The sequence below is a fragment of the Zoogloea sp. GDB6 genome (assembly GCF_056724105.1).
This window is the reverse complement of record NZ_CM161497.1, coordinates 2,407,705-2,433,070: the sequence shown is the minus strand read 5'-3', so window position 1 is coordinate 2,433,070 and position 25,366 is coordinate 2,407,705. Positions and strand designations below refer to the sequence as shown.

The following is a 25,366-nucleotide window of genomic DNA, read 5'->3' as shown; positions in this document are numbered from 1 at the left end:
TCCTCAGGCGTAGACGAAGCGGGTCAGCGCGTCGGTGGAAGGGAAAGGCGACGCATCGGCGAAAGCCTGGGCGGCGGCGATGCGGGTCGCCACCTTGTCGATGAGCCCGTCGGCCTGGGCGGCGCTGAGCTGGCCGTCGGCGATCAGCCGTTCACGGCACAGCTTGATCGGGTCGCGGGCCACCCACGCTTTCCGCTCGGCCGGGTCCACGTAGGCCTGGTCGTCCGGCTCGAAGTGGCCGCGGGTGCGGTAGGTATAGGTTTCCAGCAGGTAGGGCCGGCCGCTCTCGCGCACCTGGGCCGCCGCCTCCTGGGCCGCAGCCAGCACCGCCGCCACGTCGTTGCCGTCTGACTGTGCGGGACGGAATGCCGTAGGACGCGCCCCACTCCGACACGTGGTCCTTGCACATTGCATCGCGGCGGTGCACGAAGGCCTGCCAGTGGTTGTTCTCGCAGACGTAGAGCACCGGCAGGTTCCACAAGGCCGCCAGGTTGATGGATTCGTGGAAGCTACCTTCGCATGCGGCACCATCGCCGAAGAAACAGGTCACGATGCCGGGCCGGCCGAGCATCTTCTGGGACAGGGCCACGCCCGGCGCCAGGGACAGCTCCGCGCCGACGATGGTGGAGGTGAGCACCACGCCCAGCTCCTTCACCGAGATGTGCAGCGAGCCGCTGTGGCCACCGCAATAGCCGCCGCTGCGCCCCATCACCTCGGCCAGCATGCGGCCGGGGTCGGCGCCACGGGCCAGCAGATGGCCCGCGCTGCGGTGGTTGGTGAGGATCAGATCGTCCGGCGCCAGCGCATTGACGACGCCCACTGCGGCGGCCTCCTGGCCGACCGAGGTGCAGGTGCCCGGCACCTTGCCGGCCTGGCTGCCGGCGATGATTGCTTCTTCATAGGCGCGCACCAGCATCATCTGCTCGAGCAGCCGGCGCGCATCGGGGGTTTGGGTTGCCATGACGTCTCCCGTCGTTGATCGATGGAGTCAGTCTAGGTCGCCCGAAACCCCCTGCAAATCGGGTAAAAGCCGCTTACGGATCTTTTAAGAAACGCTGAGTGAATATTTAAGGAAACCCGTTCAAGGCGAGTCTGAGTCTGTTGCGGGCAGTGACCGCGTACCGCTCAATGCTCTTCCCGATGCCCGAGAGGCGGCTCCGTACCAAGCAAGCAGCTCCGGGGGCGAAAAAATCGTTTATGTAAAATTTATTAAATACGACAAATTTCACATAAACGATTTTTCTTTGTGAATAATATCTTTATATTGAACGCCCATCCCGGTCGTCCATCTGGAGTGATCATGAAGCTGACGCAACGCCTCATCCTGACCTTGGGCACAGCCCTGTTCGCGCTGGTTCTCGTTGGCATCCTGGGCATTTGGCAATTACAACAGGCCAACGCTCGCTTCAACTACGTGCAAATCAATACCTTTCCTAGCCTGCAAGTACTCCTCGAAGCACGCAACAGCCTCACAGCCAGCCGCTTTGGCACCTACCAGCTGGCTCTCGCAGTCGATGCCGCGCATCGCAACGAAATTGCCAAAGAAGTCCAGGCCGCCGACCAGCAGCTCGACGCCCAGTTGCAGAAGTACGGCCGCGAGCTGATATCCGACGAAACCGACAAGCAATTGCTGGACAAGGCCATTCAAGCCATCGCCGATTACCGGACGACCCGGGAGGAGTATTACCGCAAGCTCGACGCCAACGATGCGGGCGCGGTACGGGATTTTCTGCGTGGCACCTTGCGTCAGAAGGCCCGCGCCGCCGGAGATGCGCTCCAGAAAGACGTCGAACACAACTACGAACTCGCCAACAAGCTGAACAAAGAAAACGCCGCAGATGCAGCGACCGCGCGCTGGTTGACCTCCGGAGCCCTGATTGTTGCCTGCCTGATCGTCGGCGTCCTGGCCTATCTGTTGATCGGCTCGCTCCGCACGAGTCTCAACGGCATGCGCGACACCATCGTGCACGTCAACGACAGCCAGGATTTCACGATCCGTGCGCCTGTCCTGCGCAAGGATGAGATCGGGGAAACCGCAACGGCCTTCAATCAGATGTTGTCCAAACTTCAGGACAATTTCCGCAGCCTCGCGGAAGGTGCAAGGTCGGTCGCCGATGCAAGCCGTGAAATGGCCGTCGCATCCGATCAGGTCGCAAATGCGGCGGGCACCCAGAGCGAAGCCTCCTCCGCCATCGCCGCAACCGTCGAGGAAATGACGGTCAGCGTTAATCACGTAGGCGACCGCGCCAACGAGGCCCACTCCCTGGCCGATCAATCCGGCACCATGGCCAAGACCGGCTCAACGACCATCGATCGAACCATCGGTGATATCCGCAGCATTTCCGCCTCGGTCAGTGCCGCAGCCACGTCCCTTCGCGAACTGGGCTCACAAGGAGAACGGGTTGGCTCGGTCGTGCAGGTCATCAAGGACGTCGCCGACCAGACCAACCTGCTGGCCTTGAATGCAGCAATCGAAGCAGCCCGGGCAGGCGAACAGGGGCGCGGCTTCGCGGTGGTGGCTGACGAAGTGCGCAAACTGGCCGAACGTACGTCCAGTTCGACTCAGGAGATTTCCTCCACCATCGAGGCCATGCGCCGATACTCTGAACAGGCCGCACGAGAAATGGAAGCCGCGGAAACGCTCGTCGTGCAGAGCGTTTCCCGCGCCGACGACGCGGACAAGGCGATCAAGGAAATCGGTACGGCGGCCAACGGCACCGCCCACGTCGTATCCGAGATTTCGGATGCAATCCGCGAGCAAGGTGCGGCCAGCAACAACATCGCCGTGCAGATCGAGCGCATCGCACAGATGGCCGAAGAGGCCGCCGCCGCAGCGGAGCAATCGTCCGTCACCGCCCGCGGCCTCGACGAACAGGCCCAGCGTCAGATCGCCACACTGCAGTTGTACAAGGTCTGAAATCCCGGCAGCCCGGACGCCTTGGCCCAAACCATACGAATCTCATATCGACAGAGTTTTTCAACAAGGCATAGAATGCGCGGCGTTCGTTGAATTCACTTCGAAATTCAGCGACCCCATGCAGCAGGTGCCCGAAATGCCATGGCATTCCGGGTTAAACGGGAACAAGGTGCGTAGTTTTTCTGCAAAGCCTTGGCTGCCCCCGCAACGGTAAGCAAGTTCAGGTGTATCCCGGTCGTCCTCGCCGACGGCCAGCCACTGATCTCCTACGTGACGTCGAACGCGGCGTGCGCGAAGAGTTTGGGAAGGCGATGCACTCGACATCGGTCCGATGTCACTTGCGAGCCCGGAGACCGGCCTGTTGCTCGATGTCCCTGGATCAGACCAGGGGCGCTTGCAACAGACCGTCTGCGGGGTGCAGAGGGCGGCAAAAGCACACTGCCTCTGGCACTGCCTGTCGTCTTCGCTGTGCGGACGGTCCATCAGGACGTTCGACACCATGCCAGACGCGCAACGCAAGTTCCGCCCTCCCCCGCTTCGCCCCCTCTCCTGTAGCGCCGCCAACCCGCATTGCCGATACCGGGCTGCGACATGAGCCACGCCCGTACCGGCTTTCCCGTCTCCCGACGCGGCAGCCTGTTGGGCATCGTGCTCGGCGCGCATGCGTTCTTCACGCTCGGCAAGCGCATTGCATCGCCCGGGACCCAGGCCAACTCGACACTCTCCCGCGTCAAGCCCAACACCGCAAAGGCTGCGCAATCATGGCGATGGGAAGCTTCAACACGCAGGGCAGCCAGATGCCAACGGCGGAAATCAACATGACACCGCTGGTCGATGTCATGTTGGTCCTGCTGATAATCTTCATCATCACCACGCCGCTGATGACGCACGCGGTCAAGGTCGATCTGCCACGGGCGGCCAGCACCCCCACACCGCAGAAACCCATGACCTTGCAGGTCTCGATCACGGCCGAGAACCAGGTCTTTGTCGGCGCCAAGGTCGTTGACCGTGGCCAGCTCGAACAGAGTTTCCACGAAGCCGTTGCCCAGCACGCCAATGTGGAGATGCACCTCTCGGCAGACCGGGCCACCCGCTACGAAGTGGTTGCCGAAACCATGAGCGCAGCCCGGCGCGCCGGCCTGACCAAGATCGGCTTCGTCACTCAACCCAATCAATAATCCGAAGAACAAGACTCATGATGAACTTGCGCATGCGGCCCATTATGCTGGCCGTCCTCTCCACGTGCTCGGTCCCTGCTTTCTCAGCCGGTATTCCTACGCTGCAGGAAGTCACCGTTAGCAGCAGTAGCAGGGATTTGATCGGAGTCGCCGATTCCGCGAGCGAAGGAACCGTCACGGCGAAGCAGCTGGCCAACCGGCCGCTGCTTCGCCCTGCCGAAGTGATGGAAGTCGTGCCCGGGATGATCGTCACCCAGCACTCCGGCGACGGGAAGGCCAACCAGTATTTCCTGCGCGGCTTCAACCTCGACCACGGCAGTGACTTTTCCACCCACGTCATGGGCATGCCCATCAACATGGTCAGCCATGCCCACGGCCAGGGCTACATGGATCTGAATTTCCTGATCCCCGAGCTGGTCGGCACCGTGAAGTACAAGAAGGGCGTGTACGGTGCGGAGGACGGTGATTTCGCGACCAGCGGCAGCGCCCGCATCGACTATCAACGGAAACTGGCCGCTCCCTTCATCGATTTGACCGTCGGCGAACACAACTACCGCCGCTTGCTGACTGCCGGCAGCACTGAAATCAACGGTTTCAACCTGCTGGCTGGCATCGAGTTGGCCGGCAACGATGGCCCCTGGGTTCAACCGGAAAACCTGGAGAAGCAGAACGCCGTCTTCCGGCTGTCGTCAGGAACCGCCGCCAACGGCTTTGCCCTGACGGCCATGCTCTACAAGGCCGACTGGACCGCCTCCGAGCATGTACCCGCGAGGGCCATCAGCAGCGGAGAAATCGGCCGCTACGGCACTCTGGTTCCGAACGACGGCGGGCACACACATCGCTACAGCCTGTCCGGCGAGTGGGCGCTGACCGGCGAGAACAGTGTCACCCGTGCCAACGCCTATGTGATCGATTACGGGCTGAATCTGTTTTCCGCACCCTCCGGCTACATCGGCGGCCTCGCCGGCGACCAGCACGAGCAGGCGGACGCGCGCGTGGTATGGGGTGGCGATGTCCACCGCACCTGGCTCCTCGGCCCCGAACTGCGGGATACCGAGCTCACCGCCGGTGTACAACTGCGTCAGGATCGCATCAGCAAAGTCGGTCTCTACAACACGGTCAACCGCCAGCGGATCAATACCGTTCGCGAGGACAGGATCACAGAAACCGCGTCAGGACTCTTCATTGACGCCAGGACGCAATGGCTGCCCTGGTTCCGCACCAACGTCGGTGCGCGCTATGACGCCATCCGGGCCGAATCGACAGCACTGGGCGGCGCCAACAACATGACGAACGGCGGCAACGCCTCCGCCAGTCAGGCCAGCCCGAAACTGGGCGCCGTCTTCGGCCCCTTCAATCTGGTGGGCCCTACCGAGTTCTACGCCAACTGGGGCCACGGGTTCCACAGCAACGATGCGCGCGGAGCCAGCGCGAGGGTGAATCCGCAAGACGGCAGCGCTGTCGACGCGATCCCCCTGATCGTCAAGGCCAAAGGCAGCGAACTCGGGGTGCGCATGGTTCCGCTGCCCGGCTGGAACAGCAGCCTGTCGGTGTGGCAGATGGACCTGGCCTCCGAGCTCGTCTTCATCGGCGACGAAGGGGTCACCGAGCCCAAGGGCGCATCGAAGCGCAGCGGTATCGAATGGTCCAACTACTTCACCCCGTTCGCCGGCGTCATCGTCGATGCCGACCTGGCGCTTTCCAAAGCCCGGTTCCGGAATGAAATCAATGGCGGACGGCGTGTCCCGAACGCAATCCCCCTGGCCGCCTCGCTCGGCATCACCTACGACGACGGCGGCCCCTGGTTCGGCGGGGTCCGCATGCGCTACCTGGGCTCCTACGATCTGGAAGAAACCGGATCCGAGAAATCCGAGGCCTTCTGGATGACCAACCTCAAGCTCGGCTATCGCTTCAACAAGCAATGGCAGGCGACGTTCGATGTGCTGAACCTCTTTAACAAGAAGGCCAACGACATCGAATACTGGGGGGGCGCATGCACGCGCAGTGAAGCGCTCGCCGGCACCGGCGACTGCGGTACGGGGTCGGCCATCGACGGGCGCCTGGTGCACCCGCTGGAGCCGCGTACGGTTCGACTTGGCGTGCGCATCAGCTTCTGATTGGTGACACCAGAAGGGCCCAAGGCAAGTCGCTGGGCCCTTCCGTTCTGAAATGGAAGCCTGATCGCGCACGAAGGGCTAGTTGAGATTAGTTTTGTTCACGCTCAATGCTGGAGCGAATTCACCTGCCCATCGTGGCGGAAGTCGAGAGGCGCGGCTCGCTGACTGCAGCCGCCGAAGTGCTGTGCGTTACCCAGTCGGTCCTCAGCCACAGCATGAAGAAACTCGAACAGCAGCTCGGCACCGACATCTGGCTGCGGGAAGGCCGCAGCCAGCGCCTCACGCAGGCCGGCCAGAAGAGATAGCGCAGGAAATCCTCATCACCTATCCAGTCGCTCCAGAGCGGCTGGATATCTACACCCAGTTCCTGCAACCCGCGGGCGTGGCCCCCAAGCGCCATAAGACCATCGACATCATGTTGCAGATGGTCGCCAGCCAGCGCGGCGTGGCCGCGCAGCCCCGCTGGCCGGTGCAGGAATATGCCGCCAAGGTCAACGTCGTCCCGGTGCGCCTGGGACCGGACGGAATCGCCAATAAAAAAGCCGACCGGGCCCCAGTCCTGGAGAGACCGGCTAGGGAGAGAAGAGATGGCCCGGTGGCGAAAAAAGACTCAAATCATTGCGGCACAGCCTCCTGTGCCAAACCGTCAGGCGTAGCGCTTTTCGAGCGCATCCCACTCCGGCTTGCCGACCAGGCGCTGGCGCTCGGCGAAGGGCGTCACCAGCCCGCTGGACTCCTTCACCTCCTTCTCGTCGCGCAGCGCGGTCAGCGCCTTCTGCATACCCATCACCGCGCCCTGCAACGCCGCGTTGGCGTAGAGCACGATGCCGAAGCCCAACTGGCCCAGCTCGTCGGCATTGAAGATTGGCGTCTTGCCGCCGATGACCATGTTCATCAACTGCGGCGTGGCCAGGCGCTGCGGCAAGGCGCGGATTTCCTCGGCGGTGGTCACGGCCTCGACGAACAGGATGTCGGCGCCGGCCTCGGCGAACTTCTGCGCCCGCTCGACGGCCGCCTCGAAGCCCTGCACGGCAGCGGCGTCAGTGCGGGCCATGATCAGGAAGTCCGGATCACGACGTGCATCCACCGCGGCCTTGATCTTGCTCACAGCCTCTTCGGTGGAGATGACGTCCTTGCCAGCAAAATGGCCGCAGCGCTTGGGTGCCACCTGGTCTTCGAGCTGGATGCAGTCGGCGCCGGCACGTTCGAGCGTGCGTACCGTGTGATAAACGTTGAGGGCGTTGCCGAAGCCGGTGTCGGCATCGACCAGCAGTGGCACCTCGACGGCGTCACGGATGCGCGCGGTGTGCTCGGCGATCTCGGAGAGCCCCATGAAGCCCTGGTCAGGCATGCCGAACCACATGTTGGTGACACCGGCGCCGGTGACGTAGATGGCCTCGAAGCCGAGGTCGGCGATGACCCTGGCGGACAGCGCATTGAAGGCGCCAGGAACGATGACGCCGCGCTTGGCGGCCACCAGTTCCTTCAGTTTCTTGCGGGTAGACATGTCGGATTCCTTGCTCAGAATGCATCGCCGGGCACGCGGACCCAGCCTTCCATCAAAATGCGGGCGCTGCGGCTCATGAGGGCCTTGGTGACCGTCCATTGGCCATCGACCCGCCGGGCTTCGGCGCCGACGCGCAGCGTGCCGGACGGGTGCCCGAAGCGGACGGCACTGCGCTCTCCTCCGCCCGCAGCCAGATTGACCAGCGTGCCGGGCACCGCCGCCGCGGTACCGATGGCCACCGCCGCGGTGCCCATCATCGCGTGGTGCAGCTTGCCCATCGACAGCGCGCGCACCAGCAGGTCCACTTCGGAGGCGCCAATCGCCTTGCCGCTGGAAGAAATGTAGTCCTTGGGCGGCGCGACGAAGGCGATCTTCGGGGTGTGCTGGCGCGTGGCGGCTTCTTCGGGGCGCGCGATGAGGCCCATCCGCAAGGCACCAGCGATGCGGATGGCTTCGAAGCGGGCCAATGCCGCAGGGTCGGAATTGATCGCTTCGCGCAGTTCGGAGCCGGTGTAGCCGATGTCTGCGGCATTGACGAAGATGGTCGGGATGCCAGCCGAAATCATCGTCGCCTTGAGGATGCCGATGCCCGGTACGTCCAGATCGTCCACCAGATTGCCGGTGGGGAACATCGAGCTGCCCGCCTCGCCGTCGTCCGACGGATCGAGGAATTCCAGCACGATCTCGGCGGCCGGGAAGGTGACCCCGTCAAGCTCGAAATCGCCGGTCTCCTGCACCTGGCCGTTGCTGACCGGCACGTGAGCAATGATGGTCTTCTGGATGTTGGCCTGCCAGATGCGCACGGTGCAGATACCGCTCTGCGGCAGGCGCGAAGCATCCACGTAGCCCGCGTGGATCGCGAAGGCGCCGGCGGCGGTCGTCAGGTTGCCGCAGTTGCCGCTCCAGTCCACGAAGTCCTTGTCGATGGCGACCTGACCGTAGAGATAGTCCACGTCGTGGCCCGGCTGCGTGCTCCGGGAGAGGATCACGCACTTGCTGGTGCTGGAGGTGGCGCCCCCCATGCCGTCGATATGGGCGGCGTAAGGATCCGGGCTACCGATGACGCGCTGGAACAGCATGTTGCGCGCCGCGCCCGGCACCTGGCACGAGGCCGGCAGGTCTTCCAGACGGAAGAACACGCCCTTGCTGGTACCGCCACGCATGTAGGTGGCAGGGATACGGACTTGCGGGGCCGAGTTCATCGGCAGTTCTCCTTTTCCGAGGCCAGGAAGTCCTGGGCAAAACGTTGCAATACGCCGCCCGCTTCGTAGATCGACACATCCTCGGCGGTATCCAGGCGGCAGGTGACCGGCACTTCGAGGGTTTCGCCGTTCCGGCGATGGATCGCCAGCGTCAGCGTGCAACGGGGCGCACGGTCGCCGACCACGTCGTAAGTCTCGGTCCCGTCGAGGCCCAGCGTGAGGCGCGTAGTGCCCGGCTGGAACTCCAGCGGCAGCACGCCCATGCCGACCAGGTTGGTACGGTGGATGCGTTCGAAGCCTTCGGCGACGATGGCTTCCACACCGGCCAGGCGCACGCCCTTGGCGGCCCAGTCGCGGGACGAGCCCTGACCGTAGTCGGCGCCGGCGATGATGATCAGTGGCTGCAGGCGCAGCATATAGGTCTCGATGGCTTCCCACATGCGCATCACCTGCCCTTCCGGCTCGACGCGCGCCAGCGAACCCGGCCGCACGCTGCCGTCGGCATTGCGCACCATCTCGTTGCGCAGCGTCGGATTGGCGAAGGTGGCGCGCTGGGCCGTCACGTGATCCCCCCGATGAGTCGCGTAGGAGTTGAAGTCCTCCTCCGGCAAGCCCATCTTCGCGAGGTATTCCCCCGCCGCCGAGTCCGGCAGGATGGCATTCGACGGCGACAGGTGGTCGGTCGTGATGTTGTCCGGCAGCAAGGCCAGCGGACGCATGCCCTTCAGCGTGCGCTCATCGGCCAGCACCCCCTCCCAGTACGGCGGACGGCGGATGTAGGTGGACTTCGGGCGCCACTTGTAGAGCGAGCTGATTGCCTCCCCGTCGTCGCGCTGGATGGCGAACATCGGTTCGTAGATCTGGCGGAACTGCTCCGGCTTGACGCTGGCCGAGACGATGGCGTCGATCTCCTCGTCGGACGGCCACAGGTCCTTCAGACGGATCTCCCTGCCATCGACGACGGCCAGCACATCCTGCTCGATATCGAAGCGCACGGTACCTGCCAGCGCGTAGGCGACAACGAGTGGCGGCGAAGCCAGGAAGGCCTGCCTGGCGTAGGGATGGATGCGCCCATCGAAGTTGCGGTTGCCGGACAGCACGGCGGTGGCATACAGATCGCGGTCGATGATCTCCTGCTGGATCTGCGGATCGAGGGCGCCGGACATGCCATTGCAGGTGGTGCAGGCGTAGGCGACGATGCCGAAGCCGAGCTTTTCCAGTTCCGGCAGCAGGCCGGCCTCTTCCAGGTACAGCTTCGCAACTTTGGAGCCAGGCGCGAAGGAGGTCTTGACCCACGGCTTGCGGACCAGTCCCAGCGCGTTGGCCTTCCGGGCCAACAGGCCGGCGGCGACCACGTTGCGCGGATTGGAGGTGTTGGTGCAGCTGGTGATGGCGGCGATGATCACCGCGCCGTCGGGCAGCAGGCCTTGCGCCTCCTCGGCCTTCGCGGCTGCCAGCTTGTCCGCGTCGGCGATGCCGCGCTCGTGCAGCGCCGATGTCGGCAGGCGCTTGTGCGGGTTGGACGGGCCGGCCATGTTGCGCACGACGGCGGACAGATCGAACTCGAGGACCCGCTCGTACTCGGCGGTCGCCAGCGCCTCGGCCCACAGCCCAGTCGTCCGGGCGTAGTGCTCCACCAGCGCCACCTGTTCCGGCGTGCGGCCGGTGAGCTTCAGGTAATCGATGGTCTGCGGGTCAATATGGAACATCGCCGCCGTCGCACCGTATTCCGGGCACATGTTGGAGATGGTCGCCCGGTCGCCGATGGACAGGCTGTCCGCGCCTTCGCCGAAGAACTCCACCCAGGCGCCGACGACTCGCTCCTTACGCAGGAACTCGGTCAGCGCCAGCACGATGTCGGTGGCGGTGATGCCGGGCTGACGCTTGCCGGTGAGCCGGACGCCGACGATGTCGGGCAGGCGCATCATCGACGCGCGGCCGAGCATCACGGTCTCGGCCTCCAGGCCGCCGACGCCGATGGCGATGACGCCCAGCGCATCCACGTGCGGCGTGTGGCTGTCGGTGCCCACGCAGGTGTCGGGGAAGGCGACCCCGCGGCCGTTTTCGTCATTTCTGACCTGGATAACCGGTGACATCTTCTCCAGGTTGATCTGATGCATGATGCCGTTGCCGGCCGGGATCACATCCACATTCTCGAAGGCGCGTTTGGTCCATTCGATGAAGTGGAAGCGGTCCTCATTGCGCCGATCTTCAATAGCGCGATTCTTGGCGAAGGCGTCGGGGTCGAAGCCGCCGAATTCGACGGCCAGCGAATGGTCGACGATCAGCTGCGTCGGCACCACCGGGTTCACCTTGGCCGGGTCGCCGCCCTGATCGGCAATCGCGTCGCGCAGACCGGCCAGATCCACCAGCGCGGTCTGGCCGAGGATGTCGTGGCAGACCACGCGGGCCGGATACCACGGGAAGTCCAGGTCGCGCCTGCGCTCGACGATCTGCGTCAGCGCATCGCTCAGCAGCGCCGGATCGCAGCGGCGCACCAGTTGCTCGGCCAGCACGCGGGACACATAGGGCAGGCCGGCATAGGCGCCCGGCCGGATGGCATCGACCGCGGCCCGGGTGTCGAAGTAATCGACCTGCGTGCCGGGCAGCCGCTTGCGGAATTGGCTGTTCATGTTCATCAGCCCTTTACTGGCGCTGGTCGATGGGCAGGAACGTGCGGTCGTCCGGCCCGATGTAGTTGGCGCTCGGGCGGATGATCTTGTTGTCGATGCGCTGCTCGATGATGTGCGCGGCCCAACCGGAAGTACGGGCGATCACGAAGAGCGGCGTGAACATCGCGGTCGGCACGCCCATCATGTGGTAGCTGACAGCGCTGAACCAGTCCAGGTTGGGGAACATCTGCTTCACGTCCCACATCACGGCCTCCAGGCGGGCAGCGATGTCGAACATCTTGGTGGAGCCGGCATCGACGGAAAGCTGATGGGCCACGCCCTTGATCACCTGGTTGCGCGGGTCGGACACGGTATAGACCGGGTGGCCGAAGCCGATGACGACCTCCTTGGCCTCGACGCGGCGGCGGATGTCCGCCTCGGCCTCGTCCGGGTTGTCGTAGCGCTTCTGGATCTCGAAGGCCACTTCATTGGCGCCGCCGTGCTTGGGCCCGCGCAGCGCGCCGATGGCGCCGGTGATGGCCGAGTACATGTCCGAGCCCGTCCCGGCGATGACCCGGCCGGTGAAGGTCGAGGCGTTGAATTCATGCTCGGCGTAGAGGATCAGCGAAGTGTGCATCGCACGCTCCCACAGGGCCGACGGCTTGCGACCGTGCAGCAGATGCAGGAAGTGGGCGCCGATGGAGTCGTCGTCGGTGTCCACATCGATGCGCTTGCCGTTGGTGGACCAGTGGTACCAGTAGAGCAGCATCGAGCCGAGGGAAGCCATCAGGCGGTCGGCGATATCGCGGGCGCCGGGTATGTTGTGATCGTCCTTCTCCGGCAGCGCACAGCCGAGCGCCGACACGCCGGTCCGCATGACGTCCATCGGATGCGCCGAAGCCGGCAAGCATTCCAGCGCTTCCTTGACGTTGGTCGGCAGGCCGCGCATGGACTTCAGCCGGGCCTTGTAAGCCTTCAGCTCGGCGGTGGTCGGCAGTTTGCCGTGTACCAGCAGGTGGGCGACCTCTTCGAATTCGCAGCGTTCGGCGATATCGAGGATGTCGTAACCGCGGTAGTGCAGATCATTGCCGCTTTTGCCGACGGTACACAGGGCCGTATTGCCGGCCGTCACACCCGAAAGGGCAACCGACTTCTTGGGCTTGAAAGTGGATTCTTGCGTGGTGTTCATCCGAGTCTCCATTGCATTTGTGATCACTGAATTCCAGAAAGCGCGTCTGGCGCCTCCCTCTCCACCTGAATGGCTTGAGGACGCCCCATGTCGTCCACCGCCACCATTTCGAAGCGCCCGCGCAAAGCTGGAACCCGCTCGCCACCCGGCAGGGTTTCGGCCACGCCCTCCACCTCTACGCTCATGGAGCTTCTCCCCACACGCACAACCCGCCCAGTCAGTTCGAGCATCTGCCCCAGGCGAACCGGGGTATGAAACTCGACCCGTTCGGATGCAGCCATCACCACTGACCGCCGGGCAAAGCGCGTTGCAGTGACGAAGGCCACCTTGCCAAGAATCCCCAACGCATTGCCACCGTAGAGGGTGCCGTAGTGGTTGGCTTGGTCAGGAAAGACCATTTCCACGAAGGTGGTGACCCGACACCTGCCTTCAGGAATTTCACTGGATTTTTCGTTCAGGGGGTTCATTCTGGCTTGCGTTCGACATAAGGTATTCGCAATATACGCATCTCAGAAAACCTGTGAATCACTGAAAAAGCGAAGGAATGCGAATGAAAATTTGCACGTTTGTAAATCTTGCGAATTTTCGCCAAAGGCATCCAAGATGAAAAAGACCTTCATGGGCATCCGCCTGCGGCGCTTCCGGGAGGAGCGCGGCCTGACCCAGGTGGCGCTGGCGCGGGCGCTGGAGCTGTCCCCGAGTTACCTGAACCAGCTGGAGCAGAACCAGCGCCCCCTCAGCGTGCCGGTGCTGCTCAAGTTGAATGCGGTGTTCGGCGTCGATGTGCAGCAGTTCTCCGAGGACGACGAAGCCCGCCTCACCGCCGATCTGCGCGAGGTGTTCCTGTCCGCTCAGGGGGAGACGCCGGTGTCGACCGCCGAGATCCGCGAACTCGCTGCCAACATGCCGGCGGTGGCACGCACGTTGATCGCCCTGGACCGCAGCCTGCGCGACCAGCGGGAGCGTGCGGAGGTGCTGGCCGCCCGCCTGGGGGACGACCGTAGCGGCGTGGCAAGCCCGGCACCGATGCCCTACGAGGAAGTGCGGGACTTCTTCTACGCCCGCCACAACCACATCGACGAACTCGACCAACTGGCGGAGACGATCTTCGAATCCTGCGGCGACGGCATGGATCTGGCCGCCTCGCTCACCCGGCGCCTGGAGGACATCCACGGCGTTCGGGTCACGCTCGACCGGGAGGATACCGGCGTACAGCGCAGCTACGAACCAGCCGCGCGGCTGCTGCGTCTGTCCTCGCGCCTGGAGCGGGGTCAGCAGGCCTTCCAGCTCGCCACCCAGCTCGCCTTTCTGGAGGCCGGCGACATCATCGACGGGATGGCGGCCTCGGGGCGCTTTGCGCTGGACGAATCGCGGGCCCTCACGCGCATCGGGCTGGCCAGCTACTTCGCCGGCGCGCTGGTGCTGCCCTACGGCCGCTTCCTGGAGACGGCCGAAGCCCTGCGTTACGACATCGGCCTGCTCGAGCAGCGCTTCGGTGTCGGCTTCGAAACGGTCTGCCACCGGCTGTCCACGCTGCAGCGGCCGGCCGCCCGCGGCGTGCCTTTCTTCTTCATCCGCGTCGACCGGGCCGGCAACATCTCCAAACGGCAGTCGGCCACCGACTTCCATTTCTCGCGCATCGGTGGCACCTGTCCGTTGTGGAACGTCTATGAAGCCTTCACGGTGCCCGGCCGCATCCTGACCCAGCTGGCCGCCATGCCCGACGGGCGCCGCTATCTGTGGATCGCCCGCAGCGTGGCACGGGATTCCGGCGCCTACGGCGCACCGGGCAAGACCTTTTCCATCGGCCTCGGCTGCGACCTGCGCCACGCCGACCGCCTGGTCTATTCCCGCGGCCTGGACCTCGGCGACCCCGACGTGGCGACACCCATCGGCGCCGGCTGCAAGGTCTGTGATCGGCAGGACTGCCCGCAACGGGCCTTCCCACCGATCGGACGCAACCTTGCCATCGATGCCGACCGACGCTACTTCGAGCCCTACCGGCATGGTTCGCGGGAGCCTGCCGGTGCGGGCATGCCGGATTAGATATCAGTCCGTCGCCAGCTCCAGCGGCCGATCCACCGTCAGCGCATAGCGGCCGCGGCCGCTCTTGGCCAGGTGGATGCCGGCGCTTCTTTCTTCAAGGCGCCGCTGCAGCAGCACCAGGCGCGCCTCCAGGTTGTCGCTGACGCCGGGCAGGCGGATGCGCGGGTCCACCCGCAGCCCCTTGTTGGTGAACTCCGTGCGGCCACGCTCGGCGAAATCCTGCAGCAAGGCCCACAGGATGGCACCCGCCACACCCTTGATGAGGTAGTCATCGCCCAGAAACACGCTGTCGTTGGCCCCGTAGTGGCGGACCCGCAGCGGCGGGCCAGCCGGGACCGGCGGCGCGGTGTCGGACGACTGCGCCTCCTCTTCCACCTCGTCCACCTGCTGGTGATGCAGGATCGCCTGCCCCAACTGGGCGGCGAAGGCCACCAGCGCGTCCTCGTCGTCGTAGCCGAAGTGCAGGTCGGCCACGCTCTCCACGTACAGCACGCCGAGCACCCGCTCGCAGGCCAGGATGGGCACCGCCATCTGGCTGCACGCCTCGGGCAGGCCCGGCAGCGGGATCGCCGTCTCCAGCGTGTCCGCATAGCCTTCCGCGGCGATGCTGTCGCGCACCGTACACCCGTAGGTGTACTCACTGGTCATGAACCCGATGCGGATCGGCGAGCGTTCCCGCGCGCTGATGCCGATCAGCCCGACGCCCATCGGAATCTCGGAGCCCACGCCGGACTCGGGATAGCCGCGGCTGGCCAGCGTGTACAGCCGCCCGCGCCCCTCGTCGTGCATCAGCAACATCACGTGGCCGATGCCGAACTCCGACTGCAGGCTGTCGAGGGCGGTCTCCAGCAGGCATTCCAGGTTGGCGCAGCCGGCCAGCTTCTGGGCGGCCCGGCGCAGCGCGGTGAGGTAATTGACCGGCGGCGGTGGCGGCGCCACCGTCGGGCCGACAACCTGCTCGATGGACAGCACCCGGTAGATGTCCGAACCGAGCAGCTTGAACACTCCGCTCATGCCCGTGTGGGCGGCGATGCCGGCCAGCTTGGCCTTCATCTGCTCGAACAGCGGGCCGGCGGTCTCGGTGCGCAGGAACTGCAACTCCAACCGGTACTGGGCGCCGGTGAGATGGCTGGTGAGCAGCAGGCGCACCGGGGAGCCGGCCAGCACGTTCTGCCGCGTGCGGTTGAAGAACTGGTAGGACAGCGCGACATGCTCGTTGTCGATGAACTCCACCTGGGACAGGTAGGCCAGGTTCGGCATGCCCTCCGCGTCGCAGGTGCCGATGTGGCCGGGGATGATGCCCTCCAGGCACTCGCGGATGGTTTCGAGGCGCACATTCATGATGCCGATGCCCCGCTAACCGGCTCACCGGCCTTCGGGCCGGGCGTCTGGGAGAACACCGCGGACGGCGAATAGACCACCGTCACCAGGTCATCCGCCGTGCAGGCAAACACCGCGCGCACCACCTGCTCCGCCATGCCAAGGGGTACGACCTCCTGCACGAACTCGTCGATATGGTGATTCACGACCGCCATGTCCGCCGGATCGAAGGGCTGCACGACGGCATCCGCGCCCTTCAGCTGGAAAGTACGGTTGCTGCTCGGCAGGCTGAACACGCAGGCCACCTTGCCGGTGGCGGCAACGTTGTCGAGCAGCTCCAGCGACTGGGAGCGCTTGAGGAAGATCGCCATCCGTCGGCCGCCATCGAGCACCTTGCAGCCCATGCCGCGACTCATGCAGGCCAGCCGCGCTGCATTGCAGGCGGCCAGGCTGATGCTGACGCCGGTCTGCAGGAACGCCTGGGTATCACTGTCGAGCATCGGTCATCGTGGAGGAATAAATGTCACCGCCACTATAGGCAGGCATTACCCAAAATGACATGAAGGAATACCAGCACGGGTGAGGAGCGTGTCGCAGAAGCGCCCGCGAGTGATGTGCGGCGCACAAGACGCGGATCGCCGCCACGGCTCCGCCCCTCAGGCGTTCAATCCTTCAGCGACGCCCTCACCCGCCCGATCAGCTCCCGCGTGGATGCATCGTGGGTGCCGAGGCCGTCGCCGCGCAGCTCGGCGACGATGTCCACCGCCAGCCGCTTGCCCAGCTCCACGCCCCACTGGTCGAAGGAATTGATGTTCCAGATGATGCCCTGCACGAAGACCTTGTGCTCGTAGAGGGCGATCAGCGCGCCGAGGGAGTGCGGCGACAGGTCGGGCAGCAGCAGCGTGTTGCTCGGCCGGTTGCCGGGGAAGACCTTGTGGGGCACCAGTTCCTCCAGCTCGTCGCCGGCCATGCCGGCCGCGGTGAGTTCGGCGCGTACCTCGTCGGCGCTCTTGCCGCGCATCAACGCCTCGCTCTGGGCCAGGCAATTGGCGAGCAGCAGCAGCTGGTGGTCGTCGAGGGCTTGGTCGGCCTTCAACGGCGCGATGAAGTCCACCGGCACCACGTCCGTTCCCTGGTGCAGCAGCTGGAAGAAGGCGTGCTGGCCGTTGGTGCCCACCTCACCCCAGATCACCGGGCCGGTGGCGCCGGACACCGGCCGGCCGTCGCGGGTCACCGACTTGCCGTTACTCTCCATGTCCAGCTGCTGCAGGTAGGCCGGAAAGCGGTTGAGGCGGTGCGCATACGGTGCGATGCAATGGCTGCCGGCATTGAAGAACTGCCGGTACCACACCCCCAGCATGCCGAGGATCACCGGCATGCTGCGCTCCAGCGGCGCCGACGCGAAGTGCTCGTCCATCTCCCGTGCACCGTCGAGCAGCGCGGCAAAAGCCGGCATGCCGATGTACAGCGCGATCGACAGGCCCACCGCCGACCACAGGGAATAGCGCCCGCCGACCCAGTCCCAGAAGCCGAACATGTGCTCGGGGTCGATGCCGAACTCGGCCACCCGGCGGGCGTCGGTGGACACCGCCACGAAGTGCCGCGCGATGTCCTCCTGCTCGCCGCCGTTCTCCAGGAACCAACTCCGCGCGCTGGTCGCGTTGCGCAGGGTCTCCTGGGTCGTGAAGGTCTTGGACACCACGACGAACAGCGTCGTCTCCGGATTGACGCGGTTCAGCACGTCGGCCAGCGGCGCACCATCCACGTTGGACACGAAGTGCATCGACAGGCGTTGGTGGCCGATCGGCCGCAGGGCTTCGCAGACCATCTGCGGGCCGAGGTCGGAGCCGCCGATGCCGATGTTCACGATGTCGGTGATCGGCTGGCCGCGGTAGCCCTTCCAGCTGCCGCCGCGCACCCGGTCGGTGAAGCGGCGCATCTGGTCGAGCACGTTGCGCACGCCCGGCACCACGTTCTCGCCGCCAACCAGGATGGTCTCGTCGCTGCGCGCACGCAGCGCCCGGTGCAGCACCGCCCGGTGCTCGGTGATGTTCACCGGCGCGCCGGAGAACATCTCGTCGCGCGCCTCCTCCAGCCCGCGGGCGCGGGCCAGGGCCATCAGCGCGTCCATCGTGGCGGCGGTGACGCGGTTCTTCGAGTAGTCGAGGAACACCCCGGCGGCCTCGATGGAGAAGCGCGCGGCGCGCGCCGGATCATCGGCGAACAGGCGGCGCAGGTGGGCGGTCTGGAGTTCTTCCCGGTGGGCCTGCAGGGCAAGCCATTCCTGACTGGTGGTCAGCGTGTTCATGTCGGCCTCAATATCCTCGGATGCGTTTGTCGCGAAGGGTCTGCTTGGTTCTTTCCAGGCGCTTCACCAGCTCCGGCCCGGCCACCAGGGCCACGCCGACGGCGAGCACGTCGATGATCGCCAGGTGGGCGATGCGCGAAGTCATCGGTGAATAGACGTCCGGGTCTTCCGGCACGTCGGCGGCCAGCGTCACGCTGGCGGCGCGGGCCAGCGGCGACCCACTGGCGGTGATCGCCACCACCTCGGCGCCGGCATCGCGGGCCAGCTCCACGCTGCGGATCAGGTCCGTCGTGCGCCCGCTGGCGGAGATCGCCACCACTGCATCGCCGGCCCGCAGCAGCGTGGCCGCCATGCCCTGGATGTGCGGATCGCCGTAGGCCACGCTGGGCGTGCCGTAGCGGAAGAACTTGTGCTGCGCATCCTGGGCCACGATGCCCGAGTTGCCGATGCCGTAGAACTCGAGGCGCCGCGCTTCGGCCAGGATATCCACGGCCCGCGCCACACGCGCCGGGTCCAGGTGGTTACGCACGTTGAGCAAAGCGCCGATGCTGCGGTCGAAGACCTTGAGCACCGCCTGGTTGAGGCTGTCCTCGGGCCCCACGTCGCGATGCACGAAGGGCGTGCCGCTGGCCATGCTCTGGGCCAGGCGCAGCTTGAACTCCTTGAAGCCGGAGAAGCCCAGCGCGTTGGCGAAGCGCGCCACGGTCGGCTGGCTGACGCCGACCCGGTAGGCCAGCTCGGCGATGGAAATGTTGAGCACCTCGCTGGGTTGCTCCAGCACGAAGTCGGCCACCGCGCTCTCGGACTTGCGCAGCTCGCCCTTCATGGCGCCGATGCGCGTCAGCAGCGAGGCGCCACCCGCCGGCTCAGCAAGGGCTTCGCTGCGGTCGTTTTCGGGGGAATCCATGGTCGCCATGGTTGTTGTCACCTTGTCTTCACTCTTGGTTCAGGCGCAGAAGAACAGCTCCGGCACCACCTTGCGCTGCTGCAGCACCGCAGCGATGGGAAGCAGCAGCGGATCGCCCTGTATCGCCGCACGCTCCAGCACTTCACGCTTCTTAGCACCGCCAGCCTGCACGAACAGGCGCTGCGTCGCCAGCAGGCCCGACAGCGTCAGCGTGATGCGCGCATGGGGCGCCCGCGGCGGATGGATGCAGGCCAGTTCGGCGTCACCCTCCATATCGAGCGCGGCGGCCAGGCCGGCCGCGTCCGGGAACAGGCTGGCGGTGTGGCCGTCCTCGCCCATCCCCAGCACCACCGCATCGAAGGGCTGCGGCAATTCCGCGCGCAGGGCCAGCGCTGCGGCGACACCGGCCTCCGGCGATTCGGCCGGCGTTTTCAGCGGCACAAAGCGCGCCGCCGCCGCACGGCCCTGCAACAGATGGCGGCGCACCAGCGCCTCGTTGCTGTCGGCGCTGTCCGGCGCCACCCAGCGCTCGTCCACCAGCGTCACGGTCACCCGCGCCCAGTCCAGCGTCTCCGCCGAAAGCGCTTCGAGAAACGGAATCGGGCTGCGCCCGCCGGACACCGCCAGCGACGCGCATCCGCGCCCGGCCAGCCCGCTGCGCAGCGCATCAGCCACGGCGGCGGCCAGCGCGCAGGCCATCGCCACGTCGGCATCGAACAGGCGCTGGCGGACAAAGCCCGGCAGGGCCAGCGGGGAAATCGTCTCGTTCATTGCACGAATACTCCGGAGGAAGCGAATCACGTCTATAAATGTACTTTTGTTACACAACATTAAAGCGGTAGCTTTGTAGAAAGTCAACATGAAAAACTACACGCCGAAAAATTGCCGCTGCTTTAAATATTACTGTTTTTATTGTGTTTTATAGGCAATCACAACAGCGCATCCGATGTAAACAAACAAAAATTTCAAAACCTTTCTTGTATTTCTTTTTGGAGTAATGCTACATTTATTTCAACAAACTACACAGAACAGGCCTCAACAGGCCAAGGAGACATGATGAACATCCATCCCGTCCTCGCCCGCGTCACCGAGCGCATCCGCCAGCGCAGCGCCGCCACCCGCCAGGCTTACCTGGAACGCATCCGCAATGCCCGCCAGTCCGGCACGGTGCGCGGCCACGCCTCGTGTACCAACCTCGCCCACGCCTTTGCCGCCGCGCCCGGCAACGACAAGCTGGTGCTGCGCGAGATCCGCCAGCCCAACCTGGCGATCGTCTCCGCCTATAACGACATGCTGTCCGCCCACCAGCCGCTGGAGCGCTTTCCGGCGCTGATCAAGGAAGCGGCCCGCGCCGCCGGCGCGGTGGCCCAGTTCGCCGGCGGCGTGCCGGCCATGTGCGACGGCGTCACCCAGGGCCAGCCGGGCATGGAGCTGTCCCTGTTCTCCCGCGACGTGATCGCCATGGCCACGGCGGTGGCCCTGTCCCACAACGTCTTCGACGGCGGCCTGTACCTGGGCGTGTGCGACAAGATCGTGCCGGGCCTGGTCATCGGCGCGCTGCAGTTCGGCCACCTGCCTGCCGTCTTCGTGCCCGCCGGGCCGATGACCAGCGGCCTGTCCAACGACGAGAAGGCCAAGATCCGCCAGCTCCACGCCCAGGGCAAACTCGACCGCGAAGCGCTGCTGGAAGCGGAGATGAAGGCCTACCACGGCCCCGGCACCTGCACCTTCTACGGCACCGCCAACAGCAACCAGATGCTGATGGAAGTGCTCGGCCTGCACCTGCCCGGCGCCGCCTTCGTCACCCCCAACACGCCGCTGCGCGACGCGCTGACCCGCGCCGCCGCCGAGCGCGCCGCCTGCATCACCGCCGCCGGCCCCGAATACACGCCGATGGCCGAGGTCGTCGACGAGAAGGCCATCGCCAACGCCATCGTCGGCCTGCTCGCCACCGGCGGCTCCACCAACCACACCATCCACCTGGTGGCCATGGCCTGGGCGGCCGGCATCCTCATCGACTGGGACGACTTCAACGCCCTGTCCGACGTGGTGCCGCTGCTGGCGCGCATCTACCCGAACGGCAGCGCCGACGTGAACCACTTCCACGCCGCCGGCGGCATGGGCTTCCTGATCCGCGAGCTGCTCGGCCTCGGCCTGCTCCATGAAGACGTGAAGACCGTCGCCGGCCAGGGCCTGTCCCACTACACCCGCGAGCCCTTCCTCGACGGCGACACCCTCGTGTGGCGCGACGCCCCGGCAAACAGCCTCGACACCGACGTGCTGCGCAGCGGCGGCGAACCTTTCAGCGCCGACGGCGGCCTCAAGCTCCTCACCGGCAACCTGGGCCGCGCGGTCATCAAGGTGTCGGCCGTCAAGCCCGCCAACCGCGTGGTCGAGGCCCCGGCCATCATCTTCGACAGCCAGGACGACATGCTCGCCGCCTTCTCGCGCGGCGAACTGCACCGGGACTTCGTCGCCGTGGTGCGCTTCCAGGGCCCCAAGGCCAACGGCATGCCCGAGCTGCACAAGCTCACACCGGCCCTCGGCGTGCTGCAGGACGAAGGCTTCAAGGTCGCGCTGGTCACCGACGGCCGCATGTCCGGCGCGTCCGGCAAGGTGCCGGCGGCCATCCACGTCACGCCCGAATGCATTGCCGGCGGCCCCCTCGGCCGCGTGCGCGATGGCGATGTGCTCCGTCTCGACGCCGAAACCGGCGTGCTGGAAGCCCTGGTCAGCCCCGTCGAATGGGATGCCCGCGTGGGCGCCGTCGCCGACCTGTCCGCCCACCAGCATGGCATCGGCCGTGACCTGTTCGTGAATGCCCGTGCCCATGCCGCCGGCGCCGAACAGGGCGGCATCACCTTCGCCCCCTACCCCACCCCCGCCGCCTGAGCCGGCACCGCAGAGAGAGCCAACATGCAGACCCGAGAAATCCTCGCCGCCAGCCCCGTCATGCCGGTCATCGTCATCGACGAACTGGCCTCCGCCGTGCCCCTCGCCCGCGCCCTTGTCGCGGGCGGTATCCGGGTGCTGGAAGTCACCCTACGCACCGCCGCCGCGCTGGACAGCATCCGCGCCATCGTCGCCGAAGTGCCGGAAGCCCTGGTCGGCGTCGGCACCATCGTCAGCCCCGCCGATCTCGAAGCCGCCCGCGCCGCCGGTGCCCGCTTCGGCGTCAGCCCCGGCGCCAATGCCGAGCTGCTGGCCGCCGCGCGGGACAGCGGCCTGCCCTTCCTGCCCGGTGTGATGACACCCTCCGACGTCATCAACGCGCTCGCCGCCGGCTTCGACACCCTCAAGCTGTTCCCCGCCAAGCAGGCCGGCGGCGTCGGCATGCTCAAGGCCCTCGGCGGCCCCTTCCCGCAGCTGCGCTTCTGCCCCACCGGCGGCATCGACCTGGCCAGCGCGCCGGAATTCCTGGCCCTGCCCAACGTGGCCTGCGTCGGCGGCTCCTGGCTGACGCCCGCCGACAAGGTGCAGGCCGGCGACTGGGCCGCGATCACCCGCCTCGCCGCCGACGCCGCCGCGCTGCGCCGCCCGGCCCACGCCGCCTGAGCCCACGCCCATGCCGCGCTACCGCATCGTCCACGAGCACTTCGACGGCCTGCCCACGGTGGCCCTGGAGGACAGCCACGCCCGCGCCCGCGCCGTGCTGTGCACCACCGGCGCCACGCTGCTGAGCTGGCAGCAGGCCACCGCGGACGGCACGCTCGACCTGATCGACGGCTACGCCAGCGCCGCCGAGCTGCACAGCCAGGCCGGCGTACGCAGCGGCATCATGGCCCCCTTCAGCAACCGCGTGGCGGATGCCCGCTACCGCTTCGACGGCGCCCTCCACGACCTGCAACCGGGCGTGCCGGACGCCGAGCGGCTGATCTACCACGGCTTCCTGCGCAGCCTCGAACTGCCCATCGCCGAGGCCTGGGCCGACGACGAAGCGGCCAGCGTGGAGTTCGCCTGCACGGCCATCCGGCCCGGCGCGTTTGCCGGCTACCCCTTCGCCCTCGACCTGCGCATCCTGTTCTCCCTGTCCGACCAGGGCATCGCGCTGGAACTAGAAGCCCACAACGTCGGCGACGTGGCGGCCCCCTACAGCTGCGGCTGGCATCCCTACTTCCGCCTCGGCGACGAGGGCATCGAACACCTCAAGCTGCACCTGCCGGCTCGCCACGGCATCGCCACCGACGCCGAACTGATCCCGCTCGTCGACGGCGCCGCCTACCAGCCGCTGCACGCGCTGCCGGCCCTCGACTTCCGCCTGCCCTGGGCGATCGGCCACACGGTCATCGACGGCTGCGTCGCCGACCCGATCGCCGACGCCCACGGCATCGTGCTGACGCGCCTGCGCGACCCGCTCAACCGGCGCGCGCTGGAGGTCTGGCAGCACGGCGGGCTGGTGCATCTGTTCACCGGCGACACGCTGGCCCGCGACGGCCGCCGTGCGATGGCCATCGAGCCGGTCTCGGCGATGACCGACGCCTTCAACCGCCCCGACTGCGCCGCCGCGATCCGCCTGCCGCCGGGCGGCAGCCACCGCTTCCGCTGCGGCGCCCGCTTCGCGCAGGGCTGAGACGCAACCCACACCTATAAATACCAGGAGACAAGCGTGCCCCATCGCAACACCAAGATCATCGCCACCCTAGGGCCGGCCAGCGCCGACGAGGCGAGCATCCGCACCCTCGCCGAAGCCGGCGCCGACGTGTTCCGCCTCAACTTCAGCCACGGCAGCCACGACAACCACCGCGCCGTGCACGCCGCCATCCGTCGCGTCGAGGCCGCCCTCGGCCGCCCGCTCGGCATCCTCATGGATCTGCAGGGGCCCAAGCTGCGCCTCGGCACCTTCGCCAGCGGCAAGCCGCGCCTGGCCCGTGGCGACCTCATCCGCTTCGACCTGGACATCACGCCGGGCGACGCCCATCGCGTGTGCATTCCCCACCCGGAGATCATCGCCGCCGTGCGCCCCGGCGACACGCTGCTGATCGACGACGGCAAGATGCGCTTCCGCGTCGTCGACAAAACCGGCGACGTCGTCACCGCCGAAGCCCTCACCGACGGCCTGCTGTCCGACCGCAAGGGCGTCAACGTGCCGTCCGTGGCGCTGCCCCTGTCGGCGATGACCGCCAAGGACCAGGCCGACCTGGCCTTCGGCCTCGAACTGGGCGTCGACTGGGTGGCCCTGTCCTTCGTGCAGCGCCCCGAGGATCTCCATGAAGCCCGCGCCATCATCGGCAAGAGTGCCTGGCTGATGGCCAAGATCGAGAAACCCGCCGCGCTGGCCCATCTCGACGCCATCATCGCCGCCGCCGACGGGGTGATGGTGGCCCGCGGCGACCTCGGCGTCGAACTGCCGCCCGAGGAAGTGCCGGGCCTGCAGAAGCGCATCGTGCGGCGCTGCCGGGAAGCCGGCAAACCGGTGGTGGTAGCGACGCAGATGCTCGAATCGATGATCGAGGCCCCCGCGCCGACCCGCGCCGAAGCCTCCGACGTGGCCACCGCCGTGTATGACGGGGTGGACTGCGTGATGCTGTCCGCCGAATCGGCCTCCGGCAAATACCCGCGGGAAGCCGTCGAGATGATGACCCGCATCATCGCCTGCACCGAGTCCGACCCGCTGCAGCGCCAGCTGATGGACGCCGTGCATGGCCGACTGGAGCACAGCAGCACCGACGCCATCGGCGCTGCGATGCGCACCGTGGCCGGCGTGCTGCCGCTGGGCGCGACGGTGGCCTACACCTCCTCCGGCGCCACCACCCTGCGCCTCGCCAACCAACGCCCGCGCGCACCGATCCTTTCGCTGACGCCCGACGAGCGCGTCGCGCGCCGCCTGGCCCTGGTGTGGGGCGTGCGCTCGCGCCTGTCGCGCCGCGTCGCGCCGACCACCACCGACCACGACGCCGCCATGCTCGCCGAGGCGGCCGAAGCCTGCCGCGACGAAGGCCTCACCCAGCCCAGCGACGCCTTCGTGCTGGCCGCCGGCGTGCCCTTCGGTACCCCCGGCAGCACCAACTTGCTGCGCGTGGTGCTGCCCGGCAGCGCCACGCAAACCCAATCCCTATAAGACGA

20 protein-coding genes, 1 pseudogene and 1 riboswitch are annotated in these 25,366 nt (G+C 66.4%); of the genes and pseudogenes, 9 read left to right on the top strand and 12 right to left on the bottom strand.

Annotated elements, in window-relative coordinates:
* Window positions 1-3 precede the first annotated feature (3 nt).
* The gene (locus AC1PQG_RS10965; RefSeq protein ID WP_481122600.1) at window positions 4-414 is read right to left on the bottom strand and encodes a thiamine pyrophosphate-dependent enzyme; all 411 of its coding nucleotides are present in this window, start codon (window positions 412-414) and stop codon (window positions 4-6) included.
* A gap of 22 nt (window positions 415-436) precedes the next feature.
* Window positions 437-916 (bottom strand): annotated as a pseudogene (locus AC1PQG_RS10960) (thiamine pyrophosphate-dependent dehydrogenase E1 component subunit alpha); the annotation flags it as partial.
* A gap of 384 nt (window positions 917-1,300) precedes the next feature.
* Here AC1PQG_RS10960 and AC1PQG_RS10955 point away from each other — a divergent pair.
* From AC1PQG_RS10955 to AC1PQG_RS10940, 4 genes are all read left to right on the top strand, one after another.
* On the top strand, window positions 1,301-2,917 hold the full coding sequence (locus AC1PQG_RS10955) for a methyl-accepting chemotaxis protein (RefSeq protein ID WP_481122599.1): 1,617 nt from the start codon (window positions 1,301-1,303) through the stop codon (window positions 2,915-2,917).
* Window positions 2,918-3,025: 108 nt separating this feature from the next.
* Window positions 3,026-3,293, top strand: a riboswitch (cobalamin riboswitch).
* 385 nt (window positions 3,294-3,678) lie between these two features.
* The gene (locus AC1PQG_RS10950; RefSeq protein WP_481122598.1) at window positions 3,679-4,095 is read left to right on the top strand and encodes an ExbD/TolR family protein; all 417 of its coding nucleotides are present in this window, start codon (window positions 3,679-3,681) and stop codon (window positions 4,093-4,095) included.
* A 17-nt stretch (window positions 4,096-4,112) separates the two neighbouring features.
* Window positions 4,113-6,212: a TonB-dependent receptor gene (locus tag AC1PQG_RS10945; protein ID WP_481122597.1), complete on the top strand. Its 2,100-nt coding sequence runs from the start codon at window positions 4,113-4,115 to the stop codon at window positions 6,210-6,212.
* A 107-nt stretch (window positions 6,213-6,319) separates the two neighbouring features.
* Window positions 6,320-6,517, top strand: coding sequence for a LysR family transcriptional regulator (locus AC1PQG_RS10940; protein WP_481122596.1), 198 nt, complete (start codon window positions 6,320-6,322; stop codon window positions 6,515-6,517).
* A 341-nt stretch (window positions 6,518-6,858) separates the two neighbouring features.
* Here AC1PQG_RS10940 and AC1PQG_RS10935 read toward each other — a convergent pair whose 3' ends face one another.
* From AC1PQG_RS10935 to AC1PQG_RS10915, 5 genes are read right to left on the bottom strand one after another with little or no spacing between them, the layout of a single operon-like run.
* Complete coding sequence (locus AC1PQG_RS10935; RefSeq protein ID WP_481122595.1) at window positions 6,859-7,719, bottom strand: isocitrate lyase/PEP mutase family protein; 861 nt, start codon at window positions 7,717-7,719, stop codon at window positions 6,859-6,861.
* A gap of 14 nt (window positions 7,720-7,733) precedes the next feature.
* Entirely contained in the window at window positions 7,734-8,921 is a 1,188-nt protein-coding gene (gene prpF / locus AC1PQG_RS10930) for a 2-methylaconitate cis-trans isomerase PrpF (RefSeq protein WP_481122594.1), read from the bottom strand.
* Entirely contained in the window at window positions 8,918-11,554 is a 2,637-nt protein-coding gene (gene acnD / locus AC1PQG_RS10925; protein ID WP_481122593.1) for a Fe/S-dependent 2-methylisocitrate dehydratase AcnD, read from the bottom strand. Before acnD ends, prpF begins: the two co-directional genes overlap by 4 nt.
* Window positions 11,555-11,567: 13 nt before the next feature.
* A complete protein-coding gene (gene prpC, locus AC1PQG_RS10920) occupies window positions 11,568-12,722 on the bottom strand; it encodes a bifunctional 2-methylcitrate synthase/citrate synthase (protein ID WP_481122592.1) in 1,155 nt (384 codons plus the stop codon).
* A 23-nt stretch (window positions 12,723-12,745) separates the two neighbouring features.
* Window positions 12,746-13,189: an acyl-CoA thioesterase gene (locus AC1PQG_RS10915; RefSeq protein ID WP_481122591.1), complete on the bottom strand. Its 444-nt coding sequence runs from the start codon at window positions 13,187-13,189 to the stop codon at window positions 12,746-12,748.
* A 136-nt stretch (window positions 13,190-13,325) separates the two neighbouring features.
* On the opposite strand from AC1PQG_RS10915, the gene AC1PQG_RS10910 reads away from it, so the two are divergent.
* Window positions 13,326-14,768, top strand: coding sequence for a short-chain fatty acyl-CoA regulator family protein (locus tag AC1PQG_RS10910; RefSeq protein ID WP_481122590.1), 1,443 nt, complete (start codon window positions 13,326-13,328; stop codon window positions 14,766-14,768).
* A 3-nt stretch (window positions 14,769-14,771) separates the two neighbouring features.
* Here the strand turns inward: AC1PQG_RS10910 and AC1PQG_RS10905 are convergent, their stop codons facing one another.
* The 5 genes from AC1PQG_RS10905 to pgl form a co-directional block, all read right to left on the bottom strand.
* On the bottom strand, window positions 14,772-16,109 hold the full coding sequence (locus tag AC1PQG_RS10905; protein WP_481122589.1) for a GAF domain-containing protein: 1,338 nt from the start codon (window positions 16,107-16,109) through the stop codon (window positions 14,772-14,774).
* Entirely contained in the window at window positions 16,106-16,588 is a 483-nt protein-coding gene (locus tag AC1PQG_RS10900) for a hypothetical protein (RefSeq protein ID WP_481122588.1), read from the bottom strand. The genes AC1PQG_RS10905 and AC1PQG_RS10900 overlap by 4 nt, the downstream gene beginning before the upstream one ends.
* A 164-nt stretch (window positions 16,589-16,752) precedes the next feature.
* Entirely contained in the window at window positions 16,753-18,396 is a 1,644-nt protein-coding gene (gene pgi / locus AC1PQG_RS10895; protein WP_481122587.1) for a glucose-6-phosphate isomerase, read from the bottom strand.
* A 7-nt stretch (window positions 18,397-18,403) separates the two neighbouring features.
* Window positions 18,404-19,303 (bottom strand): transcriptional regulator HexR, encoded by a 900-nt coding sequence (gene hexR, locus AC1PQG_RS10890; RefSeq protein ID WP_481122586.1) that lies wholly within the window; start codon window positions 19,301-19,303, stop codon window positions 18,404-18,406.
* Between the two features lie 39 nt (window positions 19,304-19,342).
* The gene (pgl, locus tag AC1PQG_RS10885) at window positions 19,343-20,074 is read right to left on the bottom strand and encodes a 6-phosphogluconolactonase (RefSeq protein ID WP_481122585.1); all 732 of its coding nucleotides are present in this window, start codon (window positions 20,072-20,074) and stop codon (window positions 19,343-19,345) included.
* 285 nt (window positions 20,075-20,359) lie between these two features.
* On the opposite strand from pgl, the gene edd reads away from it, so the two are divergent.
* The 4 genes from edd to pyk are packed head-to-tail and all read left to right on the top strand — an operon-like array spanning window position 20,360 to window position 25,361.
* Complete coding sequence (gene edd, locus AC1PQG_RS10880) at window positions 20,360-22,195, top strand: phosphogluconate dehydratase (RefSeq protein ID WP_481122584.1); 1,836 nt, start codon at window positions 20,360-20,362, stop codon at window positions 22,193-22,195.
* A 24-nt stretch (window positions 22,196-22,219) separates the two neighbouring features.
* Window positions 22,220-22,858 carry a bifunctional 4-hydroxy-2-oxoglutarate aldolase/2-dehydro-3-deoxy-phosphogluconate aldolase gene (gene eda, locus AC1PQG_RS10875; protein ID WP_481122583.1) on the top strand — a complete coding sequence of 213 codons (639 nt, stop codon included), beginning with the start codon at window positions 22,220-22,222 and terminating at the stop codon, window positions 22,856-22,858.
* 10 nt (window positions 22,859-22,868) lie between these two features.
* Window positions 22,869-23,873, top strand: coding sequence for an aldose epimerase family protein (locus AC1PQG_RS10870; RefSeq protein ID WP_481122582.1), 1,005 nt, complete (start codon window positions 22,869-22,871; stop codon window positions 23,871-23,873).
* A gap of 36 nt (window positions 23,874-23,909) precedes the next feature.
* Window positions 23,910-25,361 (top strand): pyruvate kinase, encoded by a 1,452-nt coding sequence (gene pyk / locus AC1PQG_RS10865; RefSeq protein ID WP_481122581.1) that lies wholly within the window; start codon window positions 23,910-23,912, stop codon window positions 25,359-25,361.
* Window positions 25,362-25,366 lie beyond the last annotated feature (5 nt).

Excerpts from the sequence above, each read along its gene's own strand:
- hexR (WP_481122586.1), bottom strand. The coding sequence starts at position 19,303 with ATGGATTCCCCCGAAAACGACCGCAGCGAAGCCCTTGCTGAGCCGGCG.
- AC1PQG_RS10915 (WP_481122591.1), bottom strand. The coding sequence starts at position 13,189 with ATGAACCCCCTGAACGAAAAATCCAGTGAAATTCCTGAAGGCAGGTGT.
- AC1PQG_RS10905 (WP_481122589.1), bottom strand. The coding sequence starts at position 16,109 with ATGAATGTGCGCCTCGAAACCATCCGCGAGTGCCTGGAGGGCATCATC.
- pgl (WP_481122585.1), bottom strand. The coding sequence starts at position 20,074 with ATGAACGAGACGATTTCCCCGCTGGCCCTGCCGGGCTTTGTCCGCCAG.
- AC1PQG_RS10910 (WP_481122590.1), top strand. The coding sequence starts at position 13,326 with ATGAAAAAGACCTTCATGGGCATCCGCCTGCGGCGCTTCCGGGAGGAG.
- pgi (WP_481122587.1), bottom strand. The coding sequence starts at position 18,396 with ATGAACACGCTGACCACCAGTCAGGAATGGCTTGCCCTGCAGGCCCAC.
- AC1PQG_RS10965 (WP_481122600.1), bottom strand. The coding sequence starts at position 414 with ATGCAATGTGCAAGGACCACGTGTCGGAGTGGGGCGCGTCCTACGGCA.
- prpF (WP_481122594.1), bottom strand. The coding sequence starts at position 8,921 with ATGAACTCGGCCCCGCAAGTCCGTATCCCTGCCACCTACATGCGTGGC.
- AC1PQG_RS10955 (WP_481122599.1), top strand. The coding sequence starts at position 1,301 with ATGAAGCTGACGCAACGCCTCATCCTGACCTTGGGCACAGCCCTGTTC.
- edd (WP_481122584.1), top strand. The coding sequence starts at position 20,360 with ATGAACATCCATCCCGTCCTCGCCCGCGTCACCGAGCGCATCCGCCAG.
- AC1PQG_RS10900 (WP_481122588.1), bottom strand. The coding sequence starts at position 16,588 with ATGCTCGACAGTGATACCCAGGCGTTCCTGCAGACCGGCGTCAGCATC.
- prpC (WP_481122592.1), bottom strand. The coding sequence starts at position 12,722 with ATGAACACCACGCAAGAATCCACTTTCAAGCCCAAGAAGTCGGTTGCC.
- AC1PQG_RS10950 (WP_481122598.1), top strand. The coding sequence starts at position 3,679 with ATGGCGATGGGAAGCTTCAACACGCAGGGCAGCCAGATGCCAACGGCG.
- acnD (WP_481122593.1), bottom strand. The coding sequence starts at position 11,554 with ATGAACAGCCAATTCCGCAAGCGGCTGCCCGGCACGCAGGTCGATTAC.
- AC1PQG_RS10935 (WP_481122595.1), bottom strand. The coding sequence starts at position 7,719 with ATGTCTACCCGCAAGAAACTGAAGGAACTGGTGGCCGCCAAGCGCGGC.
- eda (WP_481122583.1), top strand. The coding sequence starts at position 22,220 with ATGCAGACCCGAGAAATCCTCGCCGCCAGCCCCGTCATGCCGGTCATC.
- AC1PQG_RS10945 (WP_481122597.1), top strand. The coding sequence starts at position 4,113 with ATGATGAACTTGCGCATGCGGCCCATTATGCTGGCCGTCCTCTCCACG.
- AC1PQG_RS10870 (WP_481122582.1), top strand. The coding sequence starts at position 22,869 with ATGCCGCGCTACCGCATCGTCCACGAGCACTTCGACGGCCTGCCCACG.
- AC1PQG_RS10940 (WP_481122596.1), top strand. The coding sequence starts at position 6,320 with ATGCTGGAGCGAATTCACCTGCCCATCGTGGCGGAAGTCGAGAGGCGC.